This is a genomic window from Bowdeniella nasicola (assembly GCF_900107735.1).
GTDB lineage: Bacteria > Actinomycetota > Actinomycetes > Actinomycetales > Actinomycetaceae > Bowdeniella > Bowdeniella massiliensis.
Map to the genome: position 1 here is coordinate 105,019 of NZ_FNQV01000007.1, position 25,439 is coordinate 130,457.

The 25,439-nt window shown below is 67.6% G+C and carries 23 protein-coding genes; 6 read left to right on the forward strand and 17 right to left on the reverse strand.

Annotation, left to right across the window (positions count from 1 at the left end; translation table 11 throughout):
- Positions 1–132: 132 nt before the first annotated feature.
- Both BLU67_RS06785 and BLU67_RS06790 read left to right on the forward strand, forming a co-directional pair.
- Entirely contained in the window at positions 133–1,005 is an 873-nt protein-coding gene (locus BLU67_RS06785; protein WP_092564056.1) for an alanyl-tRNA editing protein, read from the forward strand.
- A gap of 276 nt (positions 1,006–1,281) precedes the next feature.
- The gene (locus tag BLU67_RS06790; protein ID WP_092564059.1) at positions 1,282–2,310 is read left to right on the forward strand and encodes a BadF/BadG/BcrA/BcrD ATPase family protein; all 1,029 of its coding nucleotides are present in this window, start codon (positions 1,282–1,284) and stop codon (positions 2,308–2,310) included.
- Here the strand turns inward: BLU67_RS06790 and BLU67_RS06795 are convergent.
- Genes BLU67_RS06795 through BLU67_RS06825 form a run of 7 tightly spaced genes read right to left on the reverse strand, consistent with a single transcriptional unit; the run spans position 2,262 to position 9,634 of the window.
- The gene (locus tag BLU67_RS06795; protein WP_092564062.1) at positions 2,262–3,155 is read right to left on the reverse strand and encodes a MurR/RpiR family transcriptional regulator; all 894 of its coding nucleotides are present in this window, start codon (positions 3,153–3,155) and stop codon (positions 2,262–2,264) included. The two genes, BLU67_RS06790 and BLU67_RS06795, sit on opposite strands and share 49 nt — an antisense overlap.
- 4 nt (positions 3,156–3,159) lie before the next feature.
- Positions 3,160–4,101, reverse strand: a complete 942-nt coding sequence (locus BLU67_RS06800) for an N-acetylmuramic acid 6-phosphate etherase (RefSeq protein WP_092564065.1) — start codon at positions 4,099–4,101, stop codon at positions 3,160–3,162.
- Positions 4,098–5,285, reverse strand: a complete 1,188-nt coding sequence (locus tag BLU67_RS06805; protein WP_176780724.1) for an anhydro-N-acetylmuramic acid kinase — start codon at positions 5,283–5,285, stop codon at positions 4,098–4,100. The genes BLU67_RS06800 and BLU67_RS06805 overlap by 4 nt, the downstream gene beginning before the upstream one ends.
- A gap of 5 nt (positions 5,286–5,290) precedes the next feature.
- On the reverse strand, positions 5,291–6,724 hold the full coding sequence (locus BLU67_RS06810; protein WP_092564072.1) for a glycoside hydrolase family 3 N-terminal domain-containing protein: 1,434 nt from the start codon (positions 6,722–6,724) through the stop codon (positions 5,291–5,293).
- Positions 6,721–7,557, reverse strand: a complete 837-nt coding sequence (locus BLU67_RS06815) for a carbohydrate ABC transporter permease (protein ID WP_092564075.1) — start codon at positions 7,555–7,557, stop codon at positions 6,721–6,723. Before BLU67_RS06815 ends, BLU67_RS06810 begins: the two co-directional genes overlap by 4 nt.
- Positions 7,554–8,453, reverse strand: a complete 900-nt coding sequence (locus tag BLU67_RS06820; RefSeq protein ID WP_092564078.1) for a carbohydrate ABC transporter permease — start codon at positions 8,451–8,453, stop codon at positions 7,554–7,556. Before BLU67_RS06820 ends, BLU67_RS06815 begins: the two co-directional genes overlap by 4 nt.
- A gap of 26 nt (positions 8,454–8,479) precedes the next feature.
- Positions 8,480–9,634 carry a sugar ABC transporter substrate-binding protein gene (locus tag BLU67_RS06825; RefSeq protein ID WP_222842411.1) on the reverse strand — a complete coding sequence of 385 codons (1,155 nt, stop codon included), beginning with the start codon at positions 9,632–9,634 and terminating at the stop codon, positions 8,480–8,482.
- A gap of 332 nt (positions 9,635–9,966) precedes the next feature.
- On the opposite strand from BLU67_RS06825, the gene BLU67_RS06830 reads away from it, so the two are divergent.
- The 4 genes from BLU67_RS06830 (at position 9,967) to BLU67_RS06845 (ending at position 12,880) form a co-directional block, all read left to right on the forward strand.
- The gene (locus BLU67_RS06830; protein WP_092564082.1) at positions 9,967–10,695 is read left to right on the forward strand and encodes a class I SAM-dependent methyltransferase; all 729 of its coding nucleotides are present in this window, start codon (positions 9,967–9,969) and stop codon (positions 10,693–10,695) included.
- Positions 10,696–10,845: 150 nt separating this feature from the next.
- Positions 10,846–11,172 (forward strand): lipoprotein, encoded by a 327-nt coding sequence (locus tag BLU67_RS06835; RefSeq protein ID WP_092564085.1) that lies wholly within the window; start codon positions 10,846–10,848, stop codon positions 11,170–11,172.
- A 141-nt stretch (positions 11,173–11,313) separates the two neighbouring features.
- Positions 11,314–11,757 (forward strand): hypothetical protein, encoded by a 444-nt coding sequence (locus BLU67_RS06840; RefSeq protein WP_092564088.1) that lies wholly within the window; start codon positions 11,314–11,316, stop codon positions 11,755–11,757.
- Entirely contained in the window at positions 11,750–12,880 is a 1,131-nt protein-coding gene (locus tag BLU67_RS06845) for a hypothetical protein (RefSeq protein WP_092564091.1), read from the forward strand. The genes BLU67_RS06840 and BLU67_RS06845 overlap by 8 nt, the downstream gene beginning before the upstream one ends.
- On the opposite strand, the gene BLU67_RS06850 is transcribed toward BLU67_RS06845, so the two are convergent.
- The 10 genes from BLU67_RS06850 to BLU67_RS06895 are packed head-to-tail and all read right to left on the reverse strand — an operon-like array spanning position 12,870 to position 25,341.
- A complete protein-coding gene (locus BLU67_RS06850) occupies positions 12,870–15,626 on the reverse strand; it encodes an FAD-binding and (Fe-S)-binding domain-containing protein (RefSeq protein WP_092564094.1) in 2,757 nt (918 codons plus the stop codon). The two genes, BLU67_RS06845 and BLU67_RS06850, sit on opposite strands and share 11 nt — an antisense overlap.
- A complete protein-coding gene (locus BLU67_RS06855) occupies positions 15,619–16,533 on the reverse strand; it encodes a MurR/RpiR family transcriptional regulator (RefSeq protein WP_092564097.1) in 915 nt (304 codons plus the stop codon). Before BLU67_RS06855 ends, BLU67_RS06850 begins: the two co-directional genes overlap by 8 nt.
- 38 nt (positions 16,534–16,571) lie before the next feature.
- Entirely contained in the window at positions 16,572–17,753 is a 1,182-nt protein-coding gene (locus BLU67_RS06860) for an exo-beta-N-acetylmuramidase NamZ family protein (RefSeq protein ID WP_092564100.1), read from the reverse strand.
- The gene (locus BLU67_RS06865; protein ID WP_092564103.1) at positions 17,750–18,391 is read right to left on the reverse strand and encodes a GNAT family N-acetyltransferase; all 642 of its coding nucleotides are present in this window, start codon (positions 18,389–18,391) and stop codon (positions 17,750–17,752) included. Before BLU67_RS06865 ends, BLU67_RS06860 begins: the two co-directional genes overlap by 4 nt.
- Positions 18,388–19,968, reverse strand: a complete 1,581-nt coding sequence (locus BLU67_RS06870; protein WP_176780725.1) for a glycoside hydrolase family 3 protein — start codon at positions 19,966–19,968, stop codon at positions 18,388–18,390. The genes BLU67_RS06865 and BLU67_RS06870 overlap by 4 nt, the downstream gene beginning before the upstream one ends.
- Entirely contained in the window at positions 19,958–21,535 is a 1,578-nt protein-coding gene (locus BLU67_RS06875) for a beta-N-acetylhexosaminidase (protein WP_092564108.1), read from the reverse strand. The genes BLU67_RS06870 and BLU67_RS06875 overlap by 11 nt, the downstream gene beginning before the upstream one ends.
- Before the next feature lie 24 nt (positions 21,536–21,559).
- Positions 21,560–22,414, reverse strand: a complete 855-nt coding sequence (locus tag BLU67_RS06880; RefSeq protein ID WP_176780726.1) for an ABC transporter ATP-binding protein — start codon at positions 22,412–22,414, stop codon at positions 21,560–21,562.
- Entirely contained in the window at positions 22,411–23,313 is a 903-nt protein-coding gene (locus tag BLU67_RS06885; RefSeq protein ID WP_222842412.1) for an ABC transporter ATP-binding protein, read from the reverse strand. The genes BLU67_RS06880 and BLU67_RS06885 overlap by 4 nt, the downstream gene beginning before the upstream one ends.
- Positions 23,310–24,353, reverse strand: coding sequence for an ABC transporter permease (locus BLU67_RS06890; protein WP_222842413.1), 1,044 nt, complete (start codon positions 24,351–24,353; stop codon positions 23,310–23,312). The genes BLU67_RS06885 and BLU67_RS06890 overlap by 4 nt, the downstream gene beginning before the upstream one ends.
- Positions 24,346–25,341: an ABC transporter permease gene (locus BLU67_RS06895; protein ID WP_092564111.1), complete on the reverse strand. Its 996-nt coding sequence runs from the start codon at positions 25,339–25,341 to the stop codon at positions 24,346–24,348. Before BLU67_RS06895 ends, BLU67_RS06890 begins: the two co-directional genes overlap by 8 nt.
- Positions 25,342–25,439: the final 98 nt, after the last annotated feature.

The window sequence follows — 25,439 nt, forward strand, 5'->3', positions numbered from 1 at the left end:
CGAGAGAGGCGATGCCATGTCATCATCGGCTCCCTCATGTCTTCGAGTATGGGGCGCGGACCTGAAAGAAGCCTGAGACGCGCGCTAGAAGTCGCTGTGATGAGGCGATGCGCGGCGGGTAGCCTCATTGGTATGACGCTGCCGACACGCGACACCACAGTGACGTACCCCGCCGGTGAGACCTCCGGCGCCTCGACGATTGCCCATATTGAGGAGCGCGGGGACGGTAGCGTCGCCGTCATTCTTGACACGACGTGCGCGCACCCCGTCGATCCGTCCTGGCCGGATCAGGGCGCGGACCGGGGGACGTTGACGATCGGCGGTGAGGCTCGTGAGCTGCGGGACGTCCTCGTCGGCGCGATCCACGAGGGCATGCTCTATCTCGGTAACGAGGTGCCGGTGCGCACGGGCACCGAGGGCTGGGTGTTTGTCGTCGCGCATGTCATCGACGGGCCGGCCCCGGAGCTGGGTGCCGAGGCGCTCGTTGAGGTGGATGCCGCCTACCGGTTCTCGCTGAGCGCCGCGCACACAGCCTGCCACCTGGCTGCGCTCGCCCTGGATGAGGCGCTCGCGGAGTTCTGGACAAAGTCTGCGCCGCTCGATGCGCTCGGCAGTCCGGCCTTCGATCGGCTCGCGATCCAGTCCTCTCGCATCGCCCCGTTGGTATCGGAGGATACCTATCGGCTCGGTAAGTCGCTGCGGAAGAAGGGCTTGCCGGCGAGCGCCTTCGACGATCCGGACACAATTGCGGAACACGTCAATGAGCGGCTCGCGCAATGGCTCGCCTCGGGCGCCGGGGTGCGGATCGAGGCGGACGGCGGCGATCTGTCGGGGAGACGGCATTGGGTGTGCGACCTGCCCGAGGGAGACGTGAGCCTGCCCTGTGGCGGCACGCACGTGACGTCGCTGTCCCAGCTGAGTGCGGCCGTCGTGGATTTTGGAGTCTCAGGCGAGGGAAATACTCGCGAGGTCCTCATGACGACGAGGGTTACCGTCGTCGAGTAAAGAGCGCGGACATGGTTCGGCGCCCCGACCCGGGAGGATGGGTCGGGGCGCCTTTCACCAGTCTGAGCGAGCCCGCGGAGTGAAACGGGAACTCGCCCCGGTCGTCTTTCCCCTCAGTCAGACGGCCTATCCATGCGACGGAGCCAATGTCCATGTCATTCATCAGCTCCTGATGTCTTAAATACTGCAAGCCCAACCTGAAAAGAGCCTGAAACGGGGGCCAGAAGACGCTGTCAGTTTCTCGGGGGCGTCCGGGGCGCGACATACGATGGGGGCATGACTCTCGCGATCATTGGCGATATCGGCGGCACCTCCATGAAACTCGCATTGCTCGATGCGTCCGGGGTGATCCGTACTCGCCACGACGGGCCAGGAGCAAACCTCCGTTCGGCGATCACTCCCGCGGAGTTTGCTGCGGCGCTCGGTGCCGGGATTGACGCGCTGCTGGCAGGCGAGGACACCGCAGCGGTGGAGCTGGTTTACCTCGCCGTGACGGGTGCCGGCGGGGCGGGCCGGGCGAAGGTGCAGGAGGCGGCCGAGGCTGGTCTCGCGCGCAGCGTCCTGGCTCGCGGCGCGGGATGCGCTGGCGGCGACGGCGCGGCTGCGGGGACGGTCCCGCTGATGCTGACGGACGATATCGCGGCGGCGTTCCTCGCCAACGAGGCGGGGCACACCACCGGGGTGCTCGCGCTTGCGGGCACGGGCGCGATCCAGGCGGCGATATGCGACTCGCAGCTCGTGCGGCGCACCGACGGGCTGGGGTGGGCGCTCGGCGATGTGGGCTCCGGGACGTGGCTCGGCCAGCAGGTGCTGCGGGCGGTTGCGGCCGACCTTGACGGCACGGGTGAGGCGACCGAGCTGACGCCGCGGCTGCTGGCGATGCTCGACATTCCGGCCGATACGCAGGCGCTCATTGCGAGCATCGATTCGCTGCCGCCGGCCAGCTGGGGGCGCTTCGCCCGCATCTGGAGCGAGGTCCTCACGACGGACACCGGCGGCGAGGATAGCGTCGCGGCGCGGATCCTTCGCGAGGCTTCGGACCGCATTGCGCGTGGGATTTCACTGTGCGCGCGGGAGCTCCGGGAGCGCGGGGTGGCGGGGCCGCTCCCCCTCGTGTGGGCTGGTGGCGTCGCGACGCAGTGCGCGCCCCTGCGTGCCGCGGTCATTGAGCGCGTCGAGCGCGGCGGCGAAGGCCCTGGGCGCGGCGGCGGTATCGACGGCCTCGAGCTGATTGGGGTGGCGGCGCGCGAGCCGCTCTACGGGGTCGCGGGTTTGGCGGCCGCGGAGTTGCGTCGGCGCGACTGAATCGCGTCAAAGGTGAGTTCGAGGGCCCGCTGGGATTCGTCGAGGGTCTGCTGCGCGGCGGCGATGAAGAGGCAGTCGACGACCGTCAGCTGCGCCAGGCGAGAGCCCGTCGCCCCGGCGCGGAAGGACGTCTCGTAGGCGGCGGTGAACAGCACGTCGTCGGCCAGCCGCGCGAGCTCCGAGGAGCGATCGTTCGTCACGGCAAGGACGCCGCAGCCGCGCTCGCGGGCGATGTGGGCGACGTCGAGGACCTCCGGGGTCGCACCCGAGTGGGAAAATGCGATGAGCAGGTCGCCGGGGCGCAGCAGCGCGGCCATGGTGAGCGCAGTGTGGATCTCGCCCGGGCTGTGAGCGGGCAGCGAGATGCGCAGGAGTTTTTGGTGCAGATCGCTCGCGACGATGTGGGAGGCACCGACGCCGAAGATGAGGATGCGGCGGGCGCCCACGAGGCGCTCGGTGACGCGCGCGAGGACGTCGAGATCGATGGAACGCGCCGTGGATGCGACGGATTCCGTATCGAGGTAGGCGATCTTTTTAACGACGGAGGCGAGGTCGTCGTCGGCGGAGATGTCCGAGGAGGCCTCGTCCTCGCGGGATGTGTAGGAGCGGATCGCCCAGTTGGCCGCGAGCGCCGAGCGGAAGGCGCCGAAGGAGTCGTAGCCCGCCATGCGCGCCAGGCGCGTCAGAGTGGAGGGCGCGACGGAGGTGGCGGCGGCGACCTCGTTGATCGTGAGCTTCGGGGCGGAGGCTGGGTTGTCGAGGTAGAAGGTGACGACGCGGTGCAGTTTCGTCGGTAGCGAGGGCAGCATGCCGCGCAATACCGAGGTAACGTCGCTCGTACTCATGTCTCTAACCTAGCGCGGCGAGGGCGCTGCGGATCCCCGACGGGTCGCCCGCGCGGTGCGGATCCGGCGGGAAGGCGGCGAGGGCGGCTTTCGCGGCGGCGAGGTCGACGCCGGCGAGCGCCATGACGAGGGCGGGGGCGATGTGCCCGCCGGCTTCGGTGAGGTTGCCGCGGGCTTCCTCGGGGCTGATGCCCGAGGCTTGGACGATCATGCGCACGGTGCGGGCGCGCAGTTTTTCGTTCGTGGCGCGCACATCGATCATGAGGTTGTCGAAGGTTTTGCCGCAGCGCACCATGAGCGCGGTGGAAAACGTGTTGAGGACGATTTTTTGCGCGGTCGCGGCGTTCATCCGGGTGGAGCCGGTGATGACCTCGGGGCCGGTGTCAGGCAGGATCGCGATATCGGCGAGGGCGGCGAGCTCCGCTGCCGGATTGGAGGCGAGCAGGATCGTCGTCGCGCCGCGCGACCGGGCTCCGGAAAGGGCGCCCGCGACGAACGGGGTGCGGCCCGAGGCGGTGACGCCGAACATCACGTCGGTGGGTGCGAGGCTTGCGCCCAGCTCCTCGCCCGCGGCACGGTCGTCTTCGGCGCCCTCGACGGCGTGCATCATCGCGGCGGCGCCGCCCGCGAGGTGGGCGCGTACGCGGTCCTCGCCGACGCCGTAGGTGGGCAGGAGTTCGACGGCGTCCAGGACGGCGAGGCGCCCGGAGGTGCCAGCGCCGGCGTAGTGGATGACGCCGCCCGCGACCCAGCTGATGAGGGCGGCCTCGACGGCGGCGCTGAGCTGGCCGGATTGGGCGGCGACGGCGCGGTGGATGGTGGCGTTGGCGTCGATGAGGCGGGTGACGAGCTCGCCGGTGGCGAGGCGATCGATGCCGAGGGTGGACTCGTTGCGCTGTTCAGTGGGCACGTCATGGCCGATGAGGTAGTCGAACTGTGGGGTCATGACGGGTCCTTCCGGTGGGTGAGGATGAGCGGGGTGGGCCAGGCGGCCGCAAAGACCGGGGGTGGGGCAGAAAGCAACGCGGCGAGCGCGCCCGCTGGCGCGGTTGGTGGTAGCGCGATGGCGCCCGGCACCGCGGGGCGGGTGGCACCCGTGTCGGTGACGGTGGCGGGCAGGCCGGCCAGCGCCGCGAAGCCGAGGACGGCCATGAGGACGGCCTCCTTCAGATCCGCGCTGATGCCGAGCTCGGCCATCGGGCGAATATCGAGGCCCGCCGCGCCGAGCGCGGCCAGCAGGCTCGCATTGTGCGCTCCCCCGCCGGCGATATAGGTGCGCGTCGCCCCGGCGGCGAGGCATGCCTCGGCGATCGTGCGCGCGGTCAACGCCGTGAAGGTCGCGACGATATCGGGATCGGGTGCGCTGCCGGCGACGGTGAGGCCGGCGCGTGCCAGGGCGGCCTCGGCCCACTGCAGCGTGAAGTACTCCCGCCCGGTGGACTTCGGCGGCGCGGCCGCGAAGTAGGGATCGGCGAGCAGCTCGGCGAGCGCGTCCTCGTGCACGGTGCCGCGGGCGGCGAGGGCGCCCCCGTCGTCGTAGCTGAGCTGCCCGCCGCTGGAGTCGCTCAGGTAGGCGTCGATAAGGCAGTTGCCGGGGCCGGTGTCGAAGGCCGTCACGCCCGCGCTCGTGATCGCGGTGAGGTTCGCGAGGCCGCCGATGTTCACGAGCGCGACGGGCGCGAGGTGCTGGGCGAGCATGACGTCGAGCAGCGGGGCAAAGGGCGCGCCGGCGCCGCCGAGCGCGATGTCGTTGGCGCGCACGTTGTGGATGACGGGCAGGCCGGTGGCTGCGGCGACGCGGGCCGCATCCCCCACTTGCAGGGAGGCGATCGTGCGGCCCTCGCGCACGAGGTGGTTCAAGGTTTGGCCGTGCAGGCAAATGGCGTCGGCGCTCGCGACCGCGAGGATGTCCCGCGCGAAATCGGCGTGTGCGTTGCCGATCCGGGCGTGCAGCTCGGCGATGTCGTTGGCGGTGGTGCGGCTCGGGTCTTGCGCACGCAAGATCGCCTCGCGCAGCTCGCTCGGGTAGGCGCGCAGCTCGCTGGCACACACGCTCGCGGCAAGGTTCGTGCCCGTGATGGTGAAGTCGAGCAGGGCCGCGTCGATCCCGTCGGCGCTGGTGCCGCTCATCATGCCTAGGATCCGCACGTCGCCTCCCCGCGCAGCAGGAGATCGGCGGCGGCGAGGTGCGCGCGCGAGACACCCTGGATGGCAAGGACGTGGCGGGCCTCGGGTGCGGCGGCCGCAAGCCCGGTGTGCAGGACGAGGGCGTCGCCCCGCTCGGCGAGCGCCGCGTCGAGCCGGTCGCGTTCGGCGGCGTCGGTCGCGGGATTGCGCGTGATGATGATGAGGTCGCGGTCTGCGGGGACGGCTGCGAGCTCGAGGTAGATGCGGGCATCGCGGCTCGCGGCGAAGTCGGCGATCGCGGGCGCCGTTGTCGCGGCGGCGTAGGCCGGTCGGCTGCGTACGTCGAGCAGGTCGAATGCGGCGGTGCGCACCACATCTCCGATGGCGCGGGCATGCGCCAAGGCGCACGAGGTTCCGAACTCGAGCGCGGCTGCCTCATCGACGCGGGCCCGGGTGGCCGGCCGCCGCAGCGTCGCGATGCGCGCGGCGCGCTGCGCGAGCCCGGCCCGGTCGATCGCGCCATCGAAGAGCGCCGCCTGAACGGCCTCGTAGCCGCCGGTGAAAATCTCGTGTTCTCGCGGTGGCGCGCCCAGGCACAGCAGGTCGGCGCCGGCAACGAGCGCCCGATAGGCGCGCGCCGCGATCGGCGTCAGCCCGCGCTCGGTGAGCGCCGGGTCCTCCCCCGCGCCCGCCATATCGAGGGCGTCGGTCAGGATCGGCCCGGTAAAACCGAGCGAGCGGATGAGCTCGTAGGCCCAGGGCGATAGGCTCGCCACCCCCTCGCCGAGCGCTGGCACCTCGATGTGCCCCGTCATGATGGCGTCAACATCGGATGCGAGCGCCGCAAATGGCGCGAGGTGTGTGGTCGCGATGGCCTTGCGATCGCCCAGGACGCGCGGCGTCGCGGCATGTGAATCGGTGCGCGTATCGCCGTGGCCGGGAAAGTGTTTCAAGCAGCTTGCCCGGCCGCGCTCGGCGAGCCCGGCGATGGTTTCGGCCCCCGCCCGGGTGACGGTTTCGGGATCGGAACTGAAAGATCGCACCCCGACGACGGGATTCGCGGCCTCGGTTGCCACGTCGACGACGGGTGCGAGGTTGAGGTCTATGTCGCATGCGGCCAGCAGATCACCGAGGTATCGCCCGCGCTCGCGCGCCTGCGCCACCCCGGTCGCGCACGCATTAGGCAAGGCGGAGCCGTCTTCGGCCTGCAGCCGCGTGACGTCGCCGCCCTCCTCGTCGATCGCGACGATGATGTCGGGTTGGCGTTGGCGCAGATGGTCGATGAGGCGCTCGGTCTCCCGCAGCCCGCCCACGGTGTTCGTGGCGAACAGGCACACGGCCCCGAGCCCACGATCCAGCGCGTCTGTGAACCACTGCGGCCATGGCTCAGGCGGCACGGCGGCCATGAGGACGGCGAGGATGTCGCGATCGCAGTTCGTCATCCCTTCGTCGCTCCCGTCATGAGTCCGGAGGAGAGTTTCGATTGGATAATGAGGAAGAAGATCAGCACCGGCAGTGTGATGAGGGTCGAGGCCGCCATGATCGGACCCCAATCGTTCGTGTTCTGCCCGAAGAAGGTTCGCAGCCCCACCCCGACGGTGTACTTCGCGGAGTCCGACATGAACGTCAGGGCGAAGATGAACTCATTCCACGCAGTAATGAACGCGAAGATCGAGGTCGAGACGAGGCCCGGGGCGACGAGCGGAAAGAGTACCCGCCAAAACATCTGCCACCAGGAACAGCCATCGAGGTAGGCGGCTTCTTCGAGTTCCTTTGGCACGGCCGCGACGAATCCACGTAGCGTCCACACGGCAAAGGGCAGCGAGAAGGCCAGATAGACGAGGATTAGCCCGTAGTAGGTATTAAGCATGCCGAGAGTCTTGGCCTGCAAGAACAGCGGGATGACGAGCGCTTCGAGCGGGATCATCTGAACGATGAGGATCATGATGAGCATCGATTTGCGCAGCGAGAAGTTAAACCGCGCGACCGCCACGGACGCAAAGAGCGCCACGGCCCCGGAGATCAGCACGGTCGCAACCGCCACGATGATCGAGTTCTGCAAGAACGTCGTGAACCCGCCGCGGGTGAGGACCGTATGGAAGTGATCGAAGGTTAGCCCGGAGGGCAGAACGTGCGCGCCGCGGGCATTGGGCCGAGTATCGAGCGCAGTGGAGATCATCCAGTAGGCCGGAAACAGGCTGTAGATGAGCAGCGCAATAATCGCGACGATCTTGCCGACAGTGCGGATTGGGTGGGAGGAGCGAATCGAACTCATTGCAGCGAGTCATCCTCCTTAAACAGGGTGCGCATGTAGATCACAGTGATGACGAGCAGGATCAGCGTCAGCAGCACCGCGATCGCGGCACCGAAGCCGTAGCGGCCCTGGCCGAAGGACTCGACGTAGGACCACACGCCCAGGTTGTAGACGTCCTTATTGGCGCCATCGCCGCCGGGCATGAGATAGATCTGGTTGAAGACCTTGAAGTCCCAAATGGTTGACAGGATCGCGCACACCGCAAAGACGGGCTTGAGCATTGGAACGGTGATGCGCCAGAACCGCTGCCAGGCGGTCGCGCCATCGATCTCGGCAGCCTCGTAGAGTTCCTTCGGCACGGACATGAGTCCGGCAAGGACGGTGATCGCGATGAAGGGGAAGCCGTGGTAGACGACGTTGGCCGCCGCGATCATGAAGAACGTGATGCGTCCGGTGAACCAGTTGATTGATCCGGCGTCGATGAGACCGACCTGGGATAGGAAGGTCGAGACCAGGCCGTTGAGCGGTTCGAACAGCCAGACGAAGACGTAGGTGCCGGTGACGGACGGGATAGCCCAGGCGACCATGATCGCCATCGCGCATACCGTCCGCCACAGCGGCGAGAGGTTATTCAGGAGCAGGGCAACGATGGTCCCGAGGATCATCGTTAAGACAACACAGACCAGAGCGAAGACGACGGTATTCGGGAGCACGGTCGTCCAGATGAAGGAGTCGCCGAGGATCGCCTTGTAGTTGGCGAGTCCGACGTAGTTGGTCTCGCCCTTCAGCAGTTGCTTCAGTCCGTAGTCCTGCAGCGAGAGGTTGACGACCCGGATGATCGGCCAGAACAGTAGGACCGCAAAGACCGTGAGCATCGGGGCGAGCAACAGCCACGGGAGCCATCGTTGCCGAGTCATGGGAGCCTTCCTTGATGGGGAGGGTACTACTTGCGTTGCAGGGTCGAGTTCATGGCCTCGGCCGCGGTCTTGGCCGCATCCTCGGCACTTGCCTTACCGGTCAGGACCGACTGCAGCAGCGTCGGGATGATCTGTTCACCTTCGACTGCGCCCCAGTTCGGGGTGACGGGGACCGAGTCGCCGCCGTCCTTCATTTGGGTGGCAAAGACCTTGACGAGTTCGTCATCGCTTCCCAGGTATTCGTCGAGGAGCTTGGCGTCCCCGGGGAAGAAGTTGGACTCTTCGGCCCACTGCTGGGCGAGTTCACCGGTGGACATGAGCTTGATGAGCTCCCAGGCGAGATCCTTATTCTCGGAGTCCTCGAACATCGCGAGGTGTGAGCCTCCGACGAACGACTTGGCGATGCCGCCGTCCTTGGAGGGAATCGGGAAGGCGCCGACCTTTTCTAGGAAGTCGGGGCTTTCCTGCTTGATCGTGGCCGGCACCCAGGAACCGGAGATGATCATGCCGATCTTGCCGTCCTGGAACTGAGCGAGCGAGTCAGTTTCCTTCCACGTCGCCGCAGCCGGGGTGGAGGCACCCTTCTCGAGCGCTAGGTCCGTGTAGTACTTGATGCCTTCGATCGCCTCGGGTGAATCGAGTGCGGAGGTGAAGATGCCATCGGATTCGGTGGCCAGCTCACCGCCCGCTCCCCAGATGAAGGGGATGAACCCGTACTGCGAGCCACCCGCGATGGGGAACGGGATGACGCCGTCGAGCTCCTTCAACTTGGCGATAGCGTCATCAAGCTCGGCCCAGGAGGTCGGGGCCTTGTCGATGCCCGCCTGCTCGAAGAGTTCCTTGTTGTACAGGAAGCTGCGGATCCCCGCGTACCACGGCATGCCGTAGAGCTTGTCGTCGAGCGTTCCCGCGGTCACGAGCCCTTCGACGAGGTCGAGGTTTTCACCCTCGACGCGTTCGGTGAGATCGGCCAGCGCCCCAAGGTCTGCGAACTCGGGGGTCCACGTTGTGCCTACCTCGGCGACATCGGGGGCAGTGCCGCCCGCGATGGAGGTGACGAATTTGTCGTGGGCGCCGGCCCACGGCTGGAGCTGGACGTTGAGGTCGGCCCCGGTCTTTTCCTTGAACTTCTCTGTCAGCTTCGTGATGTAGGCATCAGAGGAGGCGTTCGTGCCTTCCATGATCCACAGGGTCAGGGTTTTGCCTTCGCCGTCGCCCGGAGCGACGCTACCGCCGGTATCCGAGCCACCCCCGCCCGATGAACATGCCGCTAGCGATACCGCACATAGCGCGGCAGCTGCGCCTTTGAGTATTGACCGACGCTTCATGTTGTGTCCCTTCGTATGCACCATTGCCCGGAGCTTTGTCGTCGTTACCAACTGAACGAGAAAACGAATCTATTTCGATTTCCACGTCCTTGCTATCGAACTTATCACCATTGATCACCAGCCGCTACCCCCTCGAAGCAATCGAGGTCTAGTGAGAATGGTTCCCATGTGGGTAGAGTCGGTCCATGAACGACGACGCTTACACTCCCAATGCCGAGTGGTATGCCGCGCTGACCGCCGCCTGGTTGCCCGAGACCACGACAGCATTGCGCGACCTACTTCCACCGTTATCGAATAGTTGCGCGATCGACATTGCCTCCGGCATCGGCTCGCAGACCCCGACCCTGAGAGAGTTAGGCGCCGACCGCATATACGCGGTCGAGCCGTCGGCCGCCATGCGGGTGGGACTCATGACAACGGTCGCGAGCGATCCCGACCTGCTCCGGCACACCACGATCGTTCCGCTGCCCTTCCCGGCGGCACTCCCGCACCTACCGGATACTTGGCGCGCGGCAATCATGCTTAACGCTATTGGCCACCTGAGCGACGAGGATCGGCTCGCCCTGTGGCACGCAGCCGCCGCACGACTAGAGCCCGGCGGACGCCTCATCATTTCCGTGCAGCCACCCGAAGACGTCACCACGATCGACTGGACGGACTTCGGCACGGTGAAGGTCGGCACTCACCGCCTGCACACTCGCGGCCGAGCCGATCCGCTCGATCACCAGCACGTCGAGTGGACCATAGAATGGACCCTGCTCGATGCGGACAGCGAGCCACTTGAGACGCGGCGCGCTCACCACGCCTGGCGCGTCGTCACGCAAGCAGAACTGAGGCGCGAAGCTATCGCAGCAGGACTACAGCCCGTCGAGCACACCTCGGCCCCTTCTTATCTTGCCTTCGAGCGGCCATAGTTCTTCGAACACGGCATGCTGGTAATCCACCGGCCTATCCCGCATCGCAGTCGCGAGGTGGCGCAGGGCAGCTCCCAATGTAGAGTCATGAGCATAGACACCACCGCGATCCGGCCAACTATCGAGGCAAATGATTGAAGGGGTGCCGCCATGAAACACAAAGCCGTGTTGGCCGCAGTTGCGGTCCTCCTCCTCACCGGATGTAGCCAAGGATCCACTGCCGACGAGCCACCATACGCCTCGCCGAACACCACCACCCCAGCGCCGCCAAGCCCGGAGTCCGAGGCAGGTTCGAAGCTGATCGTCGATGGCGAAGAACAGCAAGTCGCCTCGCTAAAGTGCGCGACGCAGAACGGAAAGACGTCACTAGCGGTACACGCCTCGGGCCCGAACGCGCAGAGTTTGGTCGTGGCACTTCAGGACGAGGCTGTGGACTCCGTGATCTTCGCGGACAACGATGGCACCACCTACACGTGAGGAGACGCCTACTTCGGCTCCGATCCGAAACTCAGCGTTGCGGGTAACCGTTGGACAATAGATTTCGACGTACGAGAACTGTCCACCGATCCTTCCGCTGAGCTGAAGACCGTTACAGGGCAAGCGGAAATCGACTGCTCAGTGCCCGATGCGCAAGACTCCAATGAACCGTACGAATCCGTAGCAGACGGCGAGTTCGGCCCGGAAGACAAGCGCAAGGCTCAACTCGCGCCGCTGGATGACCTCTTTGCCAAGGGTAAAACCACCGTGATTCTCGATGGTCAGGAGCAAACCGTGCAGAGCGCGGAGTGCACTCCAGGAATGACCGCGAAAAACAATGTCATGATCACCTTCGAGCACGAGGGAAGCTCGGCCAACCTCATCTGGGAATTCACGGACCCCGAGGTGCCGGTGATTACGGAAGTGTCTAACTACGGCACCGGGATGTCCCTCGGCTACCGGACACAGCGCACCTCCTACCCTCACACCGGGGCTAAGGACAACGCCTACGCAATGAAGGGGACGCTGTACTCCGAGGACCTCTCGACGACCGGCGAGGTCGAAGCCCTCGTTATCTGTGAATAGGCGGATACGGTACGGCGCCCCGACCCGGGAGGATGGGTCGGGGCGCCTCCTGCTGACGCTCGCCTTCCTCGCAACCGGCCTCCTCATCGCGGACGCCGCGATCGCGGCGGGCGACACGATCGATCTCGACGAGCTGCAAAATCACCCGGCCGTCGTCACCGCGATGCTCACGGCGCTTGTGATCGCGCTGCTCGCGATCCCCATCGGGCTCGGCTATGCGCGGCTGCAGCGGCGCTTTAGCCAGCGGGCGCGGCTCATCGCGGGCGTGACGATCATCGTCATCTGGATCGTCGGGCTCTCGGTTGCTTCGAGCATTATCGACACGACGATCGGGCTGCGGCTCGGGCTGCTGGAGCGGCTCGGATTGTTGATCGTCGCGGCAACGCTCAGCTTCATCGAACTCGACCGGATCCTCACCTGGGCGGGCCGGCGCGCGCTGCGCGAGATCGCCGCGGCGATCCCCGCCGTCGCCCGGATCCTGCCGCTTCTGCTGCTGACCGTCCTACTCGTGTTCTTCACGAACGAGTTGTGGCAGCTCGCGGCGGCGATGAGCAAGGGCCAAATGTGGGCGCTCGGCACCTTCCTCGTCATCATGATCGTCGTCATCATCGTGCCCGCGATCATCGACATGCTCGACGATGAGGACACCGAGGACGATCACGGGCCGATCCTGTCCGACACGCCATTTTGCGATGTCAGCCCGTCGCGCTCGAGGTTTTCCGTTGGCGAGTGGATCAACCTCGTGGCCGTCTCGGCCGCGGTGCAGCTCGTGCAGGTCGCGCTGTTCATCGTCGCGACGTTCGCGATCTTCGCGCTTTTCGGGTGGATCGCGCTCACACCGAAGCTCATCCAGACGTGGACGGGCGCTAAGCCCGAGGCGCTGCACTGGCTTGGCGTGAACCTGCCGATGGATGCGTCGATGTTCCGCGTGTGCCTCATCCTGGCGCTTTTTTTCGGGATTTCGTTTGCGGCCTCGACGCTGTCCGACAGCCTGTACCGCTCGCTATTCCTCGGGCGGATCGCCGAGGAGATGCGGCGCAATATCGCGGCGCGCCACCGCTACCGCAGCACGCTGCGCTCCTGTGGCAAGCTGCCGCACCGCTGGCACGACCTCATGACGTAGAGGCGCGGCGCACGGCGTCGGCCAGCAGCTGGACGATCCCCTCATAGGTGCGGCCCGTCGCGCGCGTCATCGCGAGTTCGCACGTGCGATTGGCGGAGGCGTGGGCGGACGCATCGAGGGCGTTGACCTCCGCGGCCTCTCGCGCGGTTGCCGAGGCCGCGAGTTCGGGATGCAGCAGGCCGCGATCGCCCGCCATGCCGCAACACTGCGCCGATGCCGGAACGTGGACCTCGCGCGCGAGGGCGCGGCCGACCTCCGCGAGCGCCGCCGAACTACCAAGCCGCGTCGTCGAACACGTCGGGTGGATCGTGAGCGAGGCGAGCTCCGGGGCCGCGAGGTCGAGCGCGGGGAGCACGTGTTCGGCGAGGAACGTCGGCGCGTCGATGACGCGAAGGCCCTGCCCGGCAAGGAGCTTCGTGAGGCCCTCGGTGCAGGAGGAGGCGTCGCAGACGATGGGCAGTTCGCCGTGCTGGCTCGCGGCGCGGACCATGGCGACGACGCGCTCGCGCATGAGCTCGTAGCCGGCGCTCATCCCCTTGGACGACCAGGGCGTGCCGCAGCAGGCGGCGTCGATGCCCGGCGGCACGAGTAGGCCGATGCCGGTGCGCTCGCAGATGAGCTCAAGGTCCTCCTGCAGCGAGGTCGCGCCGCCCGAGTCGAACAGCGCGCCGAGGCACGAGGGCAGGTAGACCGCCGCGGCGTGCGCCGGGGCGGGGCGGCGCCGGCGCTTGCCGCCGCGCGGCAGGACGTCGTCCCACAGCGGAACGCGTTCGGCGCCGAGGACTGCCCGGCCGAGGCGCGTCGCGCCACGTAGCAGCGGCGAGGGCAGGTGGGATGCCGCGGTGAGGGCGAGCGCGCCCGCGGCGGTCACGCCCGACCAATAGCGCGCGGCCAGGCGCCAGAGCGTGGCCCAGGCGCCGGCGTCCTCGGCGCGCAGCTCGCGCACGAGGTCCCCGGTGTTGATCGCCATCGGGCAGGCGGTCTCGCACATGCCGTCGACGGCGCAGGTTTGCACGCCCTGGTAGTCGTAGTCGGCCTGCAGCTGCGCGGCCAGCTGCCTGTCGCCGGCGCGCCGGGCTCGCTCGATCTCGCGCATGATGACGATGCGGGTGCGGGGCGTGAGCGTGAGGTCCTGCGAGGGGCAGCGCGGCTCGCAGTAGCCGCATTCGACGCAAGCATCGATCACGTCGCGCACGTCGATGGGGGCCTTGAAGTCGGTGAGGTGGGCGTCCTCGCGCTCGGGCAGGATGACGCCCGGGTTGAGCAGGCCCTGCGGGTCGATCGCGTCTTTCAGCTCGCGCATCATCGCGACGAGCTCCGCGCCGTACTGGCGGGTGAGGAACGGCGCCATGGCGCGGCCCGTGCCGTGTTCGGCCTTGAGGTTACCGCCGTGGCGCAGCACGAGGTCGACCATGTCCTCGCTGAAGGCGGCCAGGCGCTCGCGCGCTGCGGTGCGCGTGAAGTCGTCGGTGATCATGAAGTGGAGGTTGCCGTCCTTGGCGTGGCCGAAGATGACGGCGTCGTCGTAGCCGTAGCGATCAAACAGGCCGCTGAGTTCGCGGCAGGTGGTCGCGAGCGCCGCGACGGGCACGACGATGTCCTCCAGCAGCGCCGTCGTCCCGGCGCTGCGCGAGCCCGCGCAGGCGGCGTACAGGCCCTTGCGTACCGTCCACAGCAGGGTGCATTCGGCGTCATCGCTCGTAAAGTCCGCCGCCACGCCGAGCGGGGTGAGGGCCGCGCGCGCGGCGGCGACGTTGGCATCGAGGTCTGCCTCGTCGCGGCCGCGGCATTCCAGCAGCAGCGCGCACTGGTCCGTGACCTCGAGCCCGGCGATCGCGCCCGGGACGTCCTCGAAGCGCTGGGCGACGGCAAGGGAGCGGGCGTCCATGAGTTCGGCGGTGTGCACCCCTGCCTCGCGCAGCCCCGGGATCGCACGGACGGCGTCATCGAGGCTGGCAAAGACGACGAGGGCGACGGCGCGGCGCGGCAGGATTTCGACGGTGCGCATCGTGACGTCGGCGACGAAGCCGAGGGTGCCCTCGGAGCCGATGAGCAGGTGGGTGAGGATGTCGATCGGGCGCTCGAAATCGAGGAAGGAGTTCAGGCCGTAGCCCATGGTGTTTTTCATCGCGAACTGGCGGGCGATGAGGCTCGCCGCGGCCGGATCGCCGCGCAGCCGGTCGCGGAGGTCGAGCAGCGTGCGGTAGATGTGCGGCTCGGCGGCGGCGAGCACGTCGTCTCCATCCGCCTCGCGGGTATCGATGACGGTGCCCGAGGGCAGGACGAACGTCATCGCCTCGACCAGCTGGTAGGCGTTGTGGCGCACCCCGCAGGCCATGCCGGAGGAGTTGTTCGCGATGACGCCGCCGAGGGTCGCGGCGATCTCGCTGGCCGGATCGGGCCCGAGCGCCCGGGAGCGCGTGGCGAGCACCGTGTTGAGGTGGCGGATGGTGAGGCCGCCCTGCGCCCAGACGCGCTCGCCGCCATCGAGGACGCGCATCGCGCGAAAGCCCTGGCGCACGTCCACGAGGATGCCCTCGCCCACCCCCTGGCCGGACAGGCTCGTCCCGCCGGCGCGGAACGTCACCGGCAGGCCGCGCTCGGCCCCGCCGCGCATCGCCGCCGCGACGTCGGCGACGCTCCGTGCGACCCACACCTCGCGCGGGTAGAGCAGGTAGTGCGAGGCGTCGTGGGCGAAGGCCCGCCGGTGGATCTCGCGGGTGAGGATGGTGGGGGCGTTAGGCATGTTTTCCGTTCAGCCGCCGCGTCGCGACGGCCTTTCGTGTCGTATCGAGCGCCGGCACGCTCGTTTCCAGGGTTTGCTGGGCGACGCCGACGAACAGGCAGTCGACGACGGTCAGCTGGGCGAGGCGGCTGCCCGTCGCGGCCGCCCGGAACGTGGTTTCCATCGCCGCGGTCGTCAGCACGAGATCGGCGAGACCGGCCAGGCGCGAGCGCGGCGCGTTCGTGATCGCGATCGTCGTGGCGCCGCGTTCCTTCGCGGTGCGCAGCGTCTCGTAGGTGTCCGTCGTCGCCCCCGAATGCGAGATCGCGATCGCCACGCAGCTCGGATCGAGGAGCGCGGCGGAGACGAGCGCCTGGTGCGGGTCGATGTGGGCGAAGGAGATGAGGCCGATGCGGTGGAGTTTTTGCTGCAGGTCCAGGGCGACGACGCCGGAGGCGCCGACGCCGAAGATATCGCAGCGGCTCGCGCCGACGATGTGATCGACGGCGGCGGCGAGCGCATCGAGGTCCAGCGAGCGGGCCGTGTCCTTGACCGAGCGGGCGTCGGCGTAGGCGATCTTTTCCACGACCGTCAGCAGTGTGTCGTCGGCGGAGATGTCCGTCGAGCCCTCGAACTCATCGGCCGCGCCGCTGCGCGCACCAAGTTCCAGCGCGAGCCCGAGCCGCAGCTGGGCATAGCCCTCGATACCGATCTCGCGGCAAAACCGCACGACCGTCGTTTCGGAGACGTCGGTCGCGTCGGCGAGCACGGAGATCGTCATCGCGGCGGCTTCGCGCGGATGATCGACGATGAACTGGCCGACGCGGGCCATGGCAGGCTGCAGTTCGGACAGGTGGCCGCGGATGCGCGTGGTGAGGGCGAGCTTCGGGTCGCCAAGGGCGCTCGCTGAGCTGAGTTCACGTTCCATGCCTCTATCCTTTCCCATCGAGGACGAATTGGTGGGCCTCATTGCGAGGAATAAAGCAGGAGGTCCTCATCGCGCGCCCGCAGGGCCTGCGCGTCGGCCAGTTGCGCGCGGGCGGCGTGTGCCTCGCCGGAGTCCAGCGCTTCGCGCAGCGCGGGGCTGCCCCAAATGAGGTCGATGAAGTGCGGGCGCGGCTCGTCCTGCTCCCAGGCGGGGGTGCGCCAGGTGAACTGGGAGGCGGGGGCGGCCTGCGCGGCGGCGAGCAGCTCGATGCCGGTGGCGAGCGGGTCGTAGGCGCCGGTGTCCGTGATGTGCATGTGGACGCCGCACACCGGGGTGCCGGCGTGCTTGGAAAAAGTCGGCTGGAAGAACGTCGGGCGGAAGATGACGCCCGGCAGCCCGCGGGCGTTCAGGACTGCGGCGAAGTCGGGCGTGAGCCAGGGCGCGCCGATGAACTCGAAGGGCCGCGTCGTGCCGCGCCCCTCGGACAGCTCGGTGCCCTCGACGAGCCCGTTGCCGACAAAAGCGAAGGCGGACAGTGGGCTCGGGATGTTGGGCGAGGGCGGCACCCAGAAAAGGCCCGTGTCCTGCCAGGTCATGGCGCGCTGCCAGCCCGTCATCTCGATGACGTGCGGGTCCGGTACGTCCTCGCCGCGCTCGCGGTCCAGGCGCGCCCCGACGCGCGCGATCTCGCCCATGGTTAGCCCGTGCCGGATGGGGATGTCGATCCGGCCGATGAAGGACTCGAAGCCGGTCGCAACGCCCGGCCCGCTGACGATCTCGCCGCCGAGCGGGTTCGGCCGGTCGAGCACGTAAAACGGGATGCCGAGGCGCGCGGCCGAGCGCAGGCAGTCGAGCATGGTCCACGCGTAGGTGTAGTAGCGGGCGCCGATGTCCTGCAGGTCGCAGATGAGCGCGTCGAGGTTCAGCTCGCTGATCGCGCGGTCGAGTTCGGCGCCCGCGAGGCGGTAGGTGTCTAGGACTTGCAGGCCCGTTTCGCTATCGATGCCGCCGGGTTCGCTCTCGCCCGCCTGGGCGGTGCCGCGCAGCCCGTGTTCGGGGGCGAGCAGCGCGACGAGCGGCGCGCCCGCGCCGACGAGCGCCTTCGAGGACAGGGTGAGGTCGGCGGTAACGCCCGTGAAGTTCGTGATGAGGCCCCACCGCGAGCCGGGGATGAGGCTGGGATCGGCCAGCAGGCGGTCGATGCCGAGACAGACGGTCATGGCTGTACCGGGTCCTTTCGGGGAACGTCAATGGTCATGGTGTAGGCGATGGGGGCGCCGTCGGCGCCGATGTGTTCCTGGTGCACGGCAAAGCCGAGGCACCGATAAAACCCGATCGCGCCCTCGTTGCGTGCCCCGACCCCAATCGCGAGGCCCGGAACGCCACGACGACCAAGTTCGCCAAGGAACCAGTCAATGAGGCGCCGGCCGTGGCCCTGGCCCTGGGCGTCGGGCAGCAGGTCGATGTGGAATTCGGCCGGATAGTCCTCGCGCAGCTCGGTCAGCTGCTGTTCGGGGTTGAGCCCGAGCGTGATGAGCCGCGCATCGGCGGGGCTCGCGTGCTCGATGCTGCCGTAGCGCTCGGCGATGACGGGCCGCCAGTGCTCCCGCCACCAGGAAACGAACTCGTCGACGGAGGCGACGCCGAGGAGGTAGCCGACGACGCGGCCGCGGTCCTCGATGACGCTCACGAGGTCGGGCGCGAAGTCGAGGTAGGGGTAGGCGTAGATATGAGGCAGCAGCTCATCGTCGACGTAGAGCCCGCGCGCATCCGCCCCCGAATCCCCCGTCGCGACGCAGACCTCGCCGATCGCGGCGCGGTCCTCACGGCGGTAGGGCCGCAATGTCATGCCGCTCATGTGAGGTCCTGGATTCGTGCGGTCCAGGCGACCTCGCCGGGAGCCTCGCCCGGCAGGTCGACGGGCAGCTGGCCTTCGGCGGTGCCGGTCGCCAGGGCGTGGGCGAGAGCGGCCGAAACGCCGGGGATGTCCCCGTAGCACAGAAGGACGGGCACGCCCGCGGGCACGAACTGCGCGTCATAGGGCGAGCGCGCGGCGATCACGCAGAGCCGCGAGCCGGCTTCTTGGCAGCGCTCGCGCACGGCCTCGGCGAGCCCGGCAACGCGCCACGCATCGCGCGTGATGAGGATCGTCGCCGCATCCGTGGCGACGTCGGTGCTTTCGAGCCCCGCGGCAGAAACCTGGTGGCCTCGCTCGGCGAGGTGCGCGGCGAGCTCGACGGGCACATCTTCCACGCCGCGGCCCACGCTCGGCGGCATCGGATCGGACAGCAGCAGGACCGGCTCGCCCGGCGCGAGCGCCAGGTGACACTCCTCCTCCCGCCACGTCAACGCGCGGGAGATCGCGTCCGCCGCGAGCGCCGCATGGTCGCCCGGCGGCGTGCCCGAGCCAGCGCCGAGCCGTTCCTTCAGCGCAAGGATCCGGGCGGCGGAGGCCCGCAGGTCGGCCTCGGCCAGCTCCCCGCGCTGCAGCGCGTCGAGGATCTCGCGGATGCAGGCGGCCGGGTCGCGCGGCATGAGCAGCTGGTCGATACCGGCGGCGAGCGCGGCCACGCACGCGGCGCCGGGCCCGCCCGGGATTTCGGCTGCGGCCATGTCGAGCGCATCCGTGACGATGACGCCGTCAAAGCCGAGCTCTTCGCGCAGCAGGCCGGTGACGATCGCGCGCGAAAACGTTGCGGGCATGCCGGTCGGATCCAGGCCCGGGGCGCGCAGGTGCCCGATGAGGACGGCGTCGGCCCCGGCGTCGATGCCCGCGAGGAAGGGCAGCGCCTCCTCCTGGTACCACCGCGTGGGGTCGACGTCGATGGTGGGCAAGCCGACGTGCGAGTCGATGCTCGTGTTGCCGTGGCCCGGGAAGTGCTTGAGGCACGTGGCGATCCCCGCCTCGGCATAGCCCTGCAGAGCGGCGGTGACGAAGCTTGCGACGAGGGCGGGCGAGGAGCCCGCCGAACGCAGCCCGATGACGGGATTCGCGGGCTCGATGTTGACGTCCGCGACGGGCGCGAAGACGTGGTTGACGCCGACGGCCGCCAGCTCGCTGCCCGCCGCGCGGGCGTAGCGGCGCACGGCCTCGAGGTCCCCGCCGGCGGCCTGGGCCATGGCCGAGGGCCAGCGCGTTGCAGGCTCCCGCATGCGCGTGACGAGCCCGCCCTCCTGGTCGATCGAGATCAGCAGCGGAGTTTTCGCCGCGGCCTGCAGCCGCTCGACGATGCGCTCGATCGTCTGCGGCCGGGCGCCTTCCGGCCCTGAGGGGAAGTAGCAGACGCCGCCGATGTGGTGCTCGGCAACGAGGCGTTCGACCTCCTCGACCGTGTCGGCCTGCTCGGCGCTGCCGTCGTCGTGATGGCCGACCGAGATCGACAGCAGCTGGCCGACGACCCGTTCGATGCTCCAATCTTCCAGGTCAGGCATCATCGCGGCCTCCCCCGCTCGCGGGCTCCGCCAGGAGGGTCGTGGACCATCGCTGCCCGGGACCGGCCGCCGGGCGGAACTCCCAGCCGAGCGCCGCATATCGCTCCTCTTGGACCGCGAGCGCCGCGGCGCGGTCGGCGGGGCGTGCGTTCCTACCGCGCCACGCGATATCGGCGACGGCCGCGAGCCGCGGCAGCAGCTGATACTCGGCGCGCTGCGGGCTCTTAACGTACTCGGTCCACAGGTTCGCTTGGACGCCGACGGCCTCGGGCGGGAGCTTATAGGCGAGGAGCTGCTCGAGGTCGATGAAGGCACCACGGCCCCGCCCGATGCCGAGCGGTTCGGCGTCATCGAGGCTCGACTGGTAGTCGAGGTAAAAGTGCTGCTGCGGGCAGACGATCGTGCGATAGCCCGCCTCAATCGCGGCGGTGACGCGCTCCGGGGAACGCCAGCCAAGGATCGTCACCTCGCGGCTAATTCCCGCGTCGACGGCCTCATCCCAGGCGAGGACCTCGCGCCCGGCCGCCCGCACATGGGCGACGAGCTGGTCCATGATCCAGCCCTGGACGTGGCGCACCGAGGGCAGCGATTCGCGCTCCATAAGCTCGGCGACCTCCGCCGAGTTCTCCCAATCGGTCGTGGGGACCTCATCGCCGCCGAGGTGGATATAGGGCGAGTCGAAGACGTCCATCACTTCGCTGAGGATCGTCTTCAGCGCCTCGATCGTCTCGGGCCGGGTGTTGATGATGTCGCTGGAAATCCCCCACGTCGGGTAGACCTCCAGCGGCTCGGAGGCGTTGCCCCACTGCGGGTAGGCGGCGATCGCGGCGACCATGTGGCCGGGCAGGTCGATCTCCGGGACGAGCGTGATCCCGTAGCTCGCGGCATAGGCGACGAGGGCGCGCAGCTCGGCCTTGGTGTAGGCGCCACCGTGGGCGATGCCGTCATACGTCGTGCCGGGCGCCGCGCCGACGAGGGTCTGGCGGCGCTGGCCGCCGATCTCAGTCAGGCGCGGAAAGGCGTCGATCGGCATCCGCCAGCCCTGATCGTCAGTCAGGTGCAGGTGGACGACGTTCAGCTTGTGGAAGGCCGCGATCCGAATGAGTCGGCGCAGCCAGGAAAGTGGCATGAAGTGCCGGGCGACGTCGATCATGACGCCGCGGTAGGCGAGCGCCGGACCGTCGCTGATCTCGCAGTGCGCGAGCATCGGTTTCGCGCCGGAGCCCGCAAGCAGCACCTCGGGCGCGAGCAGCGCGATGAGGCTCTGGGCGGCGTGCCGAATTCCGGGGATGCCGCCCGCAATATCGATGCCGCGCTCGGTGACGCTGAGCTCGTAGGCCTCCTTGGCATTGGGACGCTCATCGACGCGGATGTCGGCGGAATCGCCGTCACCGACGCGGATCGCGTGATCGACGCTGCCGGAATCTTGCAGGATGCGCACGGCCGGTCGCAGCGCGGAAAACGCCTGCTCGCTCGCGGCGATGCGCACGGTGCGCGGCAGCCGGTAGCACTTCGGGGAGGTGGTAACGGATCGGGGCCGGGGAAGAATGGTCAGCGGGTCGGTCGGCACGGGACCTCTCCTTTGAATCTGGGGTTAGGGCAGTCGTGGCGAGCCATCGAGTGCGCCCGCCGCGACTTCTTCTTGGACTTGTCGGCGGAGTTTTCCGTGATTGGCCGGTTCCGGAGCGGCGTTCAGCAACAGCCGCGTGTAGTCGTGCTGCGGGTTCAAGATCACCTCATCGGAGGGCCCGCGCTCGACGATCGATCCCTTATACATCACCATGATCTCGTCGGAAAAGTGTCGGGCTGTGGCAAGGTCGTGCGTGATGTAAAGGACGCCGAGGTTCTCCTCGCGCTGCAACCGGGCAAGCAGGTTCAAGACGGAGAGCCGGATGGAGACGTCCAGCATCGAGACCGGTTCGTCGGCGATGAGGTACTTCGCGCCGGGCGCGAGCGCCCGCGCGATCGCAACGCGTTGACGCTGGCCACCGGATAGTTCGTGGGGGCGGCGATCGGCGAAACTCTCTGCGGGTTCGAGGTTGACGCGCTGGAGCAGTTCTTCGACTTTTTCGCGCGCCTCGCTCGAAGAAGAAACCTTGCCGTGGAGCCGCAGCGGCCGCTCGATGTGGTGGGCGATCGTGTGGAACGGGTTAAGCGAGGCGAACGGGTCCTGGAAGACCATCTGGACCTGGTTGCGGTAGTTCTTCAGGGCCCTGCCGCGCACGCTGGCATCGGTGCCGTCGATGGAGATGTGTCCGGAGGTTGGGGTTTCCAATCGCAGGATCATCTTGGCGACGGTCGATTTTCCGGAACCGGATTCGCCCACGAGCGCGACGGTCTTGCCGGGCTCGAGCTCGAAGGAGACGTCATTAACGGCGACGAGGGTAGAGGATTTCAAACCTTTGCGGATCTTGAATTCCTTGGTCACGTGGTGAACGTCAAGGGTCATGATTGCTCCTCCTCGCTGCGGCCCCGCACGAAGCCGCCGCGCTCCCCGAACAGCGAGGGGAAGGAGCTCAAGAGCTTCTTCGTGTACTCGTGTTGCGGTTCGGCGTAGATGTTCTCCGCCGTGTTGACTTCGACGATGTGACCATCGCGCATGATGGCGATCCGGTCGGAGATCTCCAGCAGCATGGGCAGGTCGTGGGTGATGAAGATGACCGCGAAATGGAACTGCTCGCGCAGCCGCATGATCTCGCGCAGGATCTCGCGCTGGACGACGACGTCGAGGGCCGTCGTGGGTTCGTCCATGATCATGACCTGGGGGCGCAGCGCTAGCGCCATGGCGATCATGACGCGCTGGCGCATGCCGCCCGATAGTTCGTGGGCGTAGGCATCGAGGCGGTCGGGATCCACGCCGACGAGCCGCAGGAGAGCCTCGCTCGCCTCGCGTTTTTCGGCCTTCGTCATCTTGGGGCGGTGGGTGGAAAAGACGTCGAAGAGTTGGGCGCGCACCGAGATCACCGGGTTCAGGGCGTTCATCGCGCCCTGGAAGACCATCGAGATCTTGTCCCACCGGAAGGCCCGCAGCTCATCGCCGCTGAGGGCAAGGACGTCGATATCGCCGTCGTCCTTATCGTGCAGGGTGACGGACCCCGAGCGCAGCAGGGCCGGGGGTTTCAGCAGCCGGTTGATGCCGTAGGCCAGGGTCGTCTTCCCGCAGCCGGATTCGCCCGCGAGGCCAAGGATCTCACCGCGGTTGAGCGTCAGATCGACGTCCTTGACCGCGATCACTGGAGGATCGACCTCATAAGAGATGGTCATGCCTTCGGCGGTCAGGACGGGGGTCTGGTCCGCCAGGTATTCCTCGTGGGTCACTCTGCGCTGTGCGGCATCGTTCGCGCTCACGAAGCCACCTCCTCTTCGGACGGCTGTGTGCGAGTGGCCTTGCGGGCGCGGGCCTTTTCGGCGCGACGCACCGAGCGCACGGCTTCGGGCGCGCTGCGCAGCTTGGGGTTAATGGTCTCGTCGATCGAGAAGTTAATGAGTGACAGGCCGCAGCCGAGCAACGCGATGAGCAGGCCCGGCGGGACGAACCACCACCACGCCCCGATGTGGAACGCGTTGTGCTGGGAGGCCTGGTTCAGCATCGTTCCCCACGTGATCGCGCCGGAAGGCCCGAGTCCCAGGTAGGACAGGCCCGCTTCGGACAGAATCGCGAGGACGACGGCCGACAGGAACATGGCGGCGAGCAACGGCAACAGGTTCGGCAGGATCTCCACCAGGATGATGCGGTGCGTGCGCTCCCCCGCGACCCGCGCGGCGGCGACGTAGTCACGGTTGCGCAGGGACTTTGCCTGCAGGCGCAGCACGATCGCCGAGCCCGCCCAGGACGTGAACCCGAGGACGATGGCGATGATCCACATCGAGCGCGTCTGCATATAGGAGGCGATGACGATAACGAGCGGCAGGCCTGGGATCACGAGCATGATGTTCGTGATGAGGGACAGGACTTCGTCGACGTAGCCGCCGAGGTAGCCGGCGACGATACCGAAAAACAGTGACAGTACGACGGCGATGAATCCGGCGGTCAGGCCCACGAGGAGCGACCCGGTCGCTCCTTCTGCGAGCTGCGCTAGCAGGTCGGCCCCGAGGTTGTTCGTGCCGAGCAGATGTTTGGAGCTCGGCGGATCGAACGTCGGGTTTTGGTAGTAGCGCGGGTTCTGGGTGAAGAACCGGCCGAAGATCGCGAACAGCACGATCGAGATGGTGAGCGCGAGTCCGAGCCCGAGTTTGAAATCGAACCGGGGTAGGGCCTCGCGCAGGCGGCTTTTCTTGTCTCCCGTTGCGCGCGGCTCGCCGGTGCCGGGACCCTGCCCGAGTGCGGCCGGGTTGGTGACCATTCCGGGAGCGGAGACTTCTGCGGTGACGTTCTCGGTATTAGACATTGCTTCGTGCCCTCGGGTCGATAAGTCCGTAGACGAGATCCATGATGAAGTTCGCGGCCAACACGGTGACGGTGATGACGAGGAAGACACCCTGCATGAGCGCGTAATCCTTGTCCTGTACCGCGTTGATCATGAGCTTGCCGACGCCCGGATAGGTAAAGACCTGCTCCATGACGATCGAACCGGCAACGACGAATCCGAGCGTGATACCAAAGCCCGCCATCGACGGCAGCGCCGCATTGCGGGTGGCGTACCACAGGAAGATCCGGCTGTTACGGAGCCCCTTGGCCTCGGCAGTCACGACGTAGTCTTCCGAGAGCGTGGAGACCATCATGTTGCGCATCCCGAGAACCCAGCCCCCGACGGAGGCGATGACGATCGTGATCGCGGGAAGGAGCCCGTGGTAGAACGCGCTGGAGATAAACGCCCAGGAAAACTCCGGGCCCGAGGGGAAGTCTCGAATCGAATAGCCGCCGATGATCGGGAACCAGCCGAGCCCCACCGCGAAGATCGAAATGAAGATCAGCGCGAGCCAAAAGTAGGGCACGGACTGTAGCAGCGTCATGCCGGGAATGAGGCTGTCGGCTGCGGTCCCGCGCTTCCACCCGGCAAAAGCCCCAATCGAGACTCCGAGGATGAAGGAAATGATCGTCGCGGTGCCCACGAGCGTGAGTGTCCACGGCAGGGCGGCACCGATGAGTTCGGTGACCGGGGCCGGGAACTTCGTGACCGAAACCCCGAGGTCGCCCTGCAGCAGGTTCGACCAGTAACGCACGTATTGATCCCACATCGAGGCGTCCTCGGACCCGAAGACGAGGTTGATGGAGTTTTCCATCGCGGGTGTGATCTCACCGCCGCGCCTGGTGAGCTTATCGATGAAGATCTGTCTGGCATCACCCGGCATGAGGCGCGGCAGCAAAAAGTTCAGCGATACTGCCGCCCACAGCGTGATGACGTAAAAGACGATGCGTCTGGTGTAGTACTTCACGAGTCTTCCTTTCCCGACCTCGGCTCGCGTGTGCCCTCCGGCCCTCCGGCGGCGCGAGTTCCTCGAACTGAGTCCTCACGCCGCCGGGGACGGCCGGG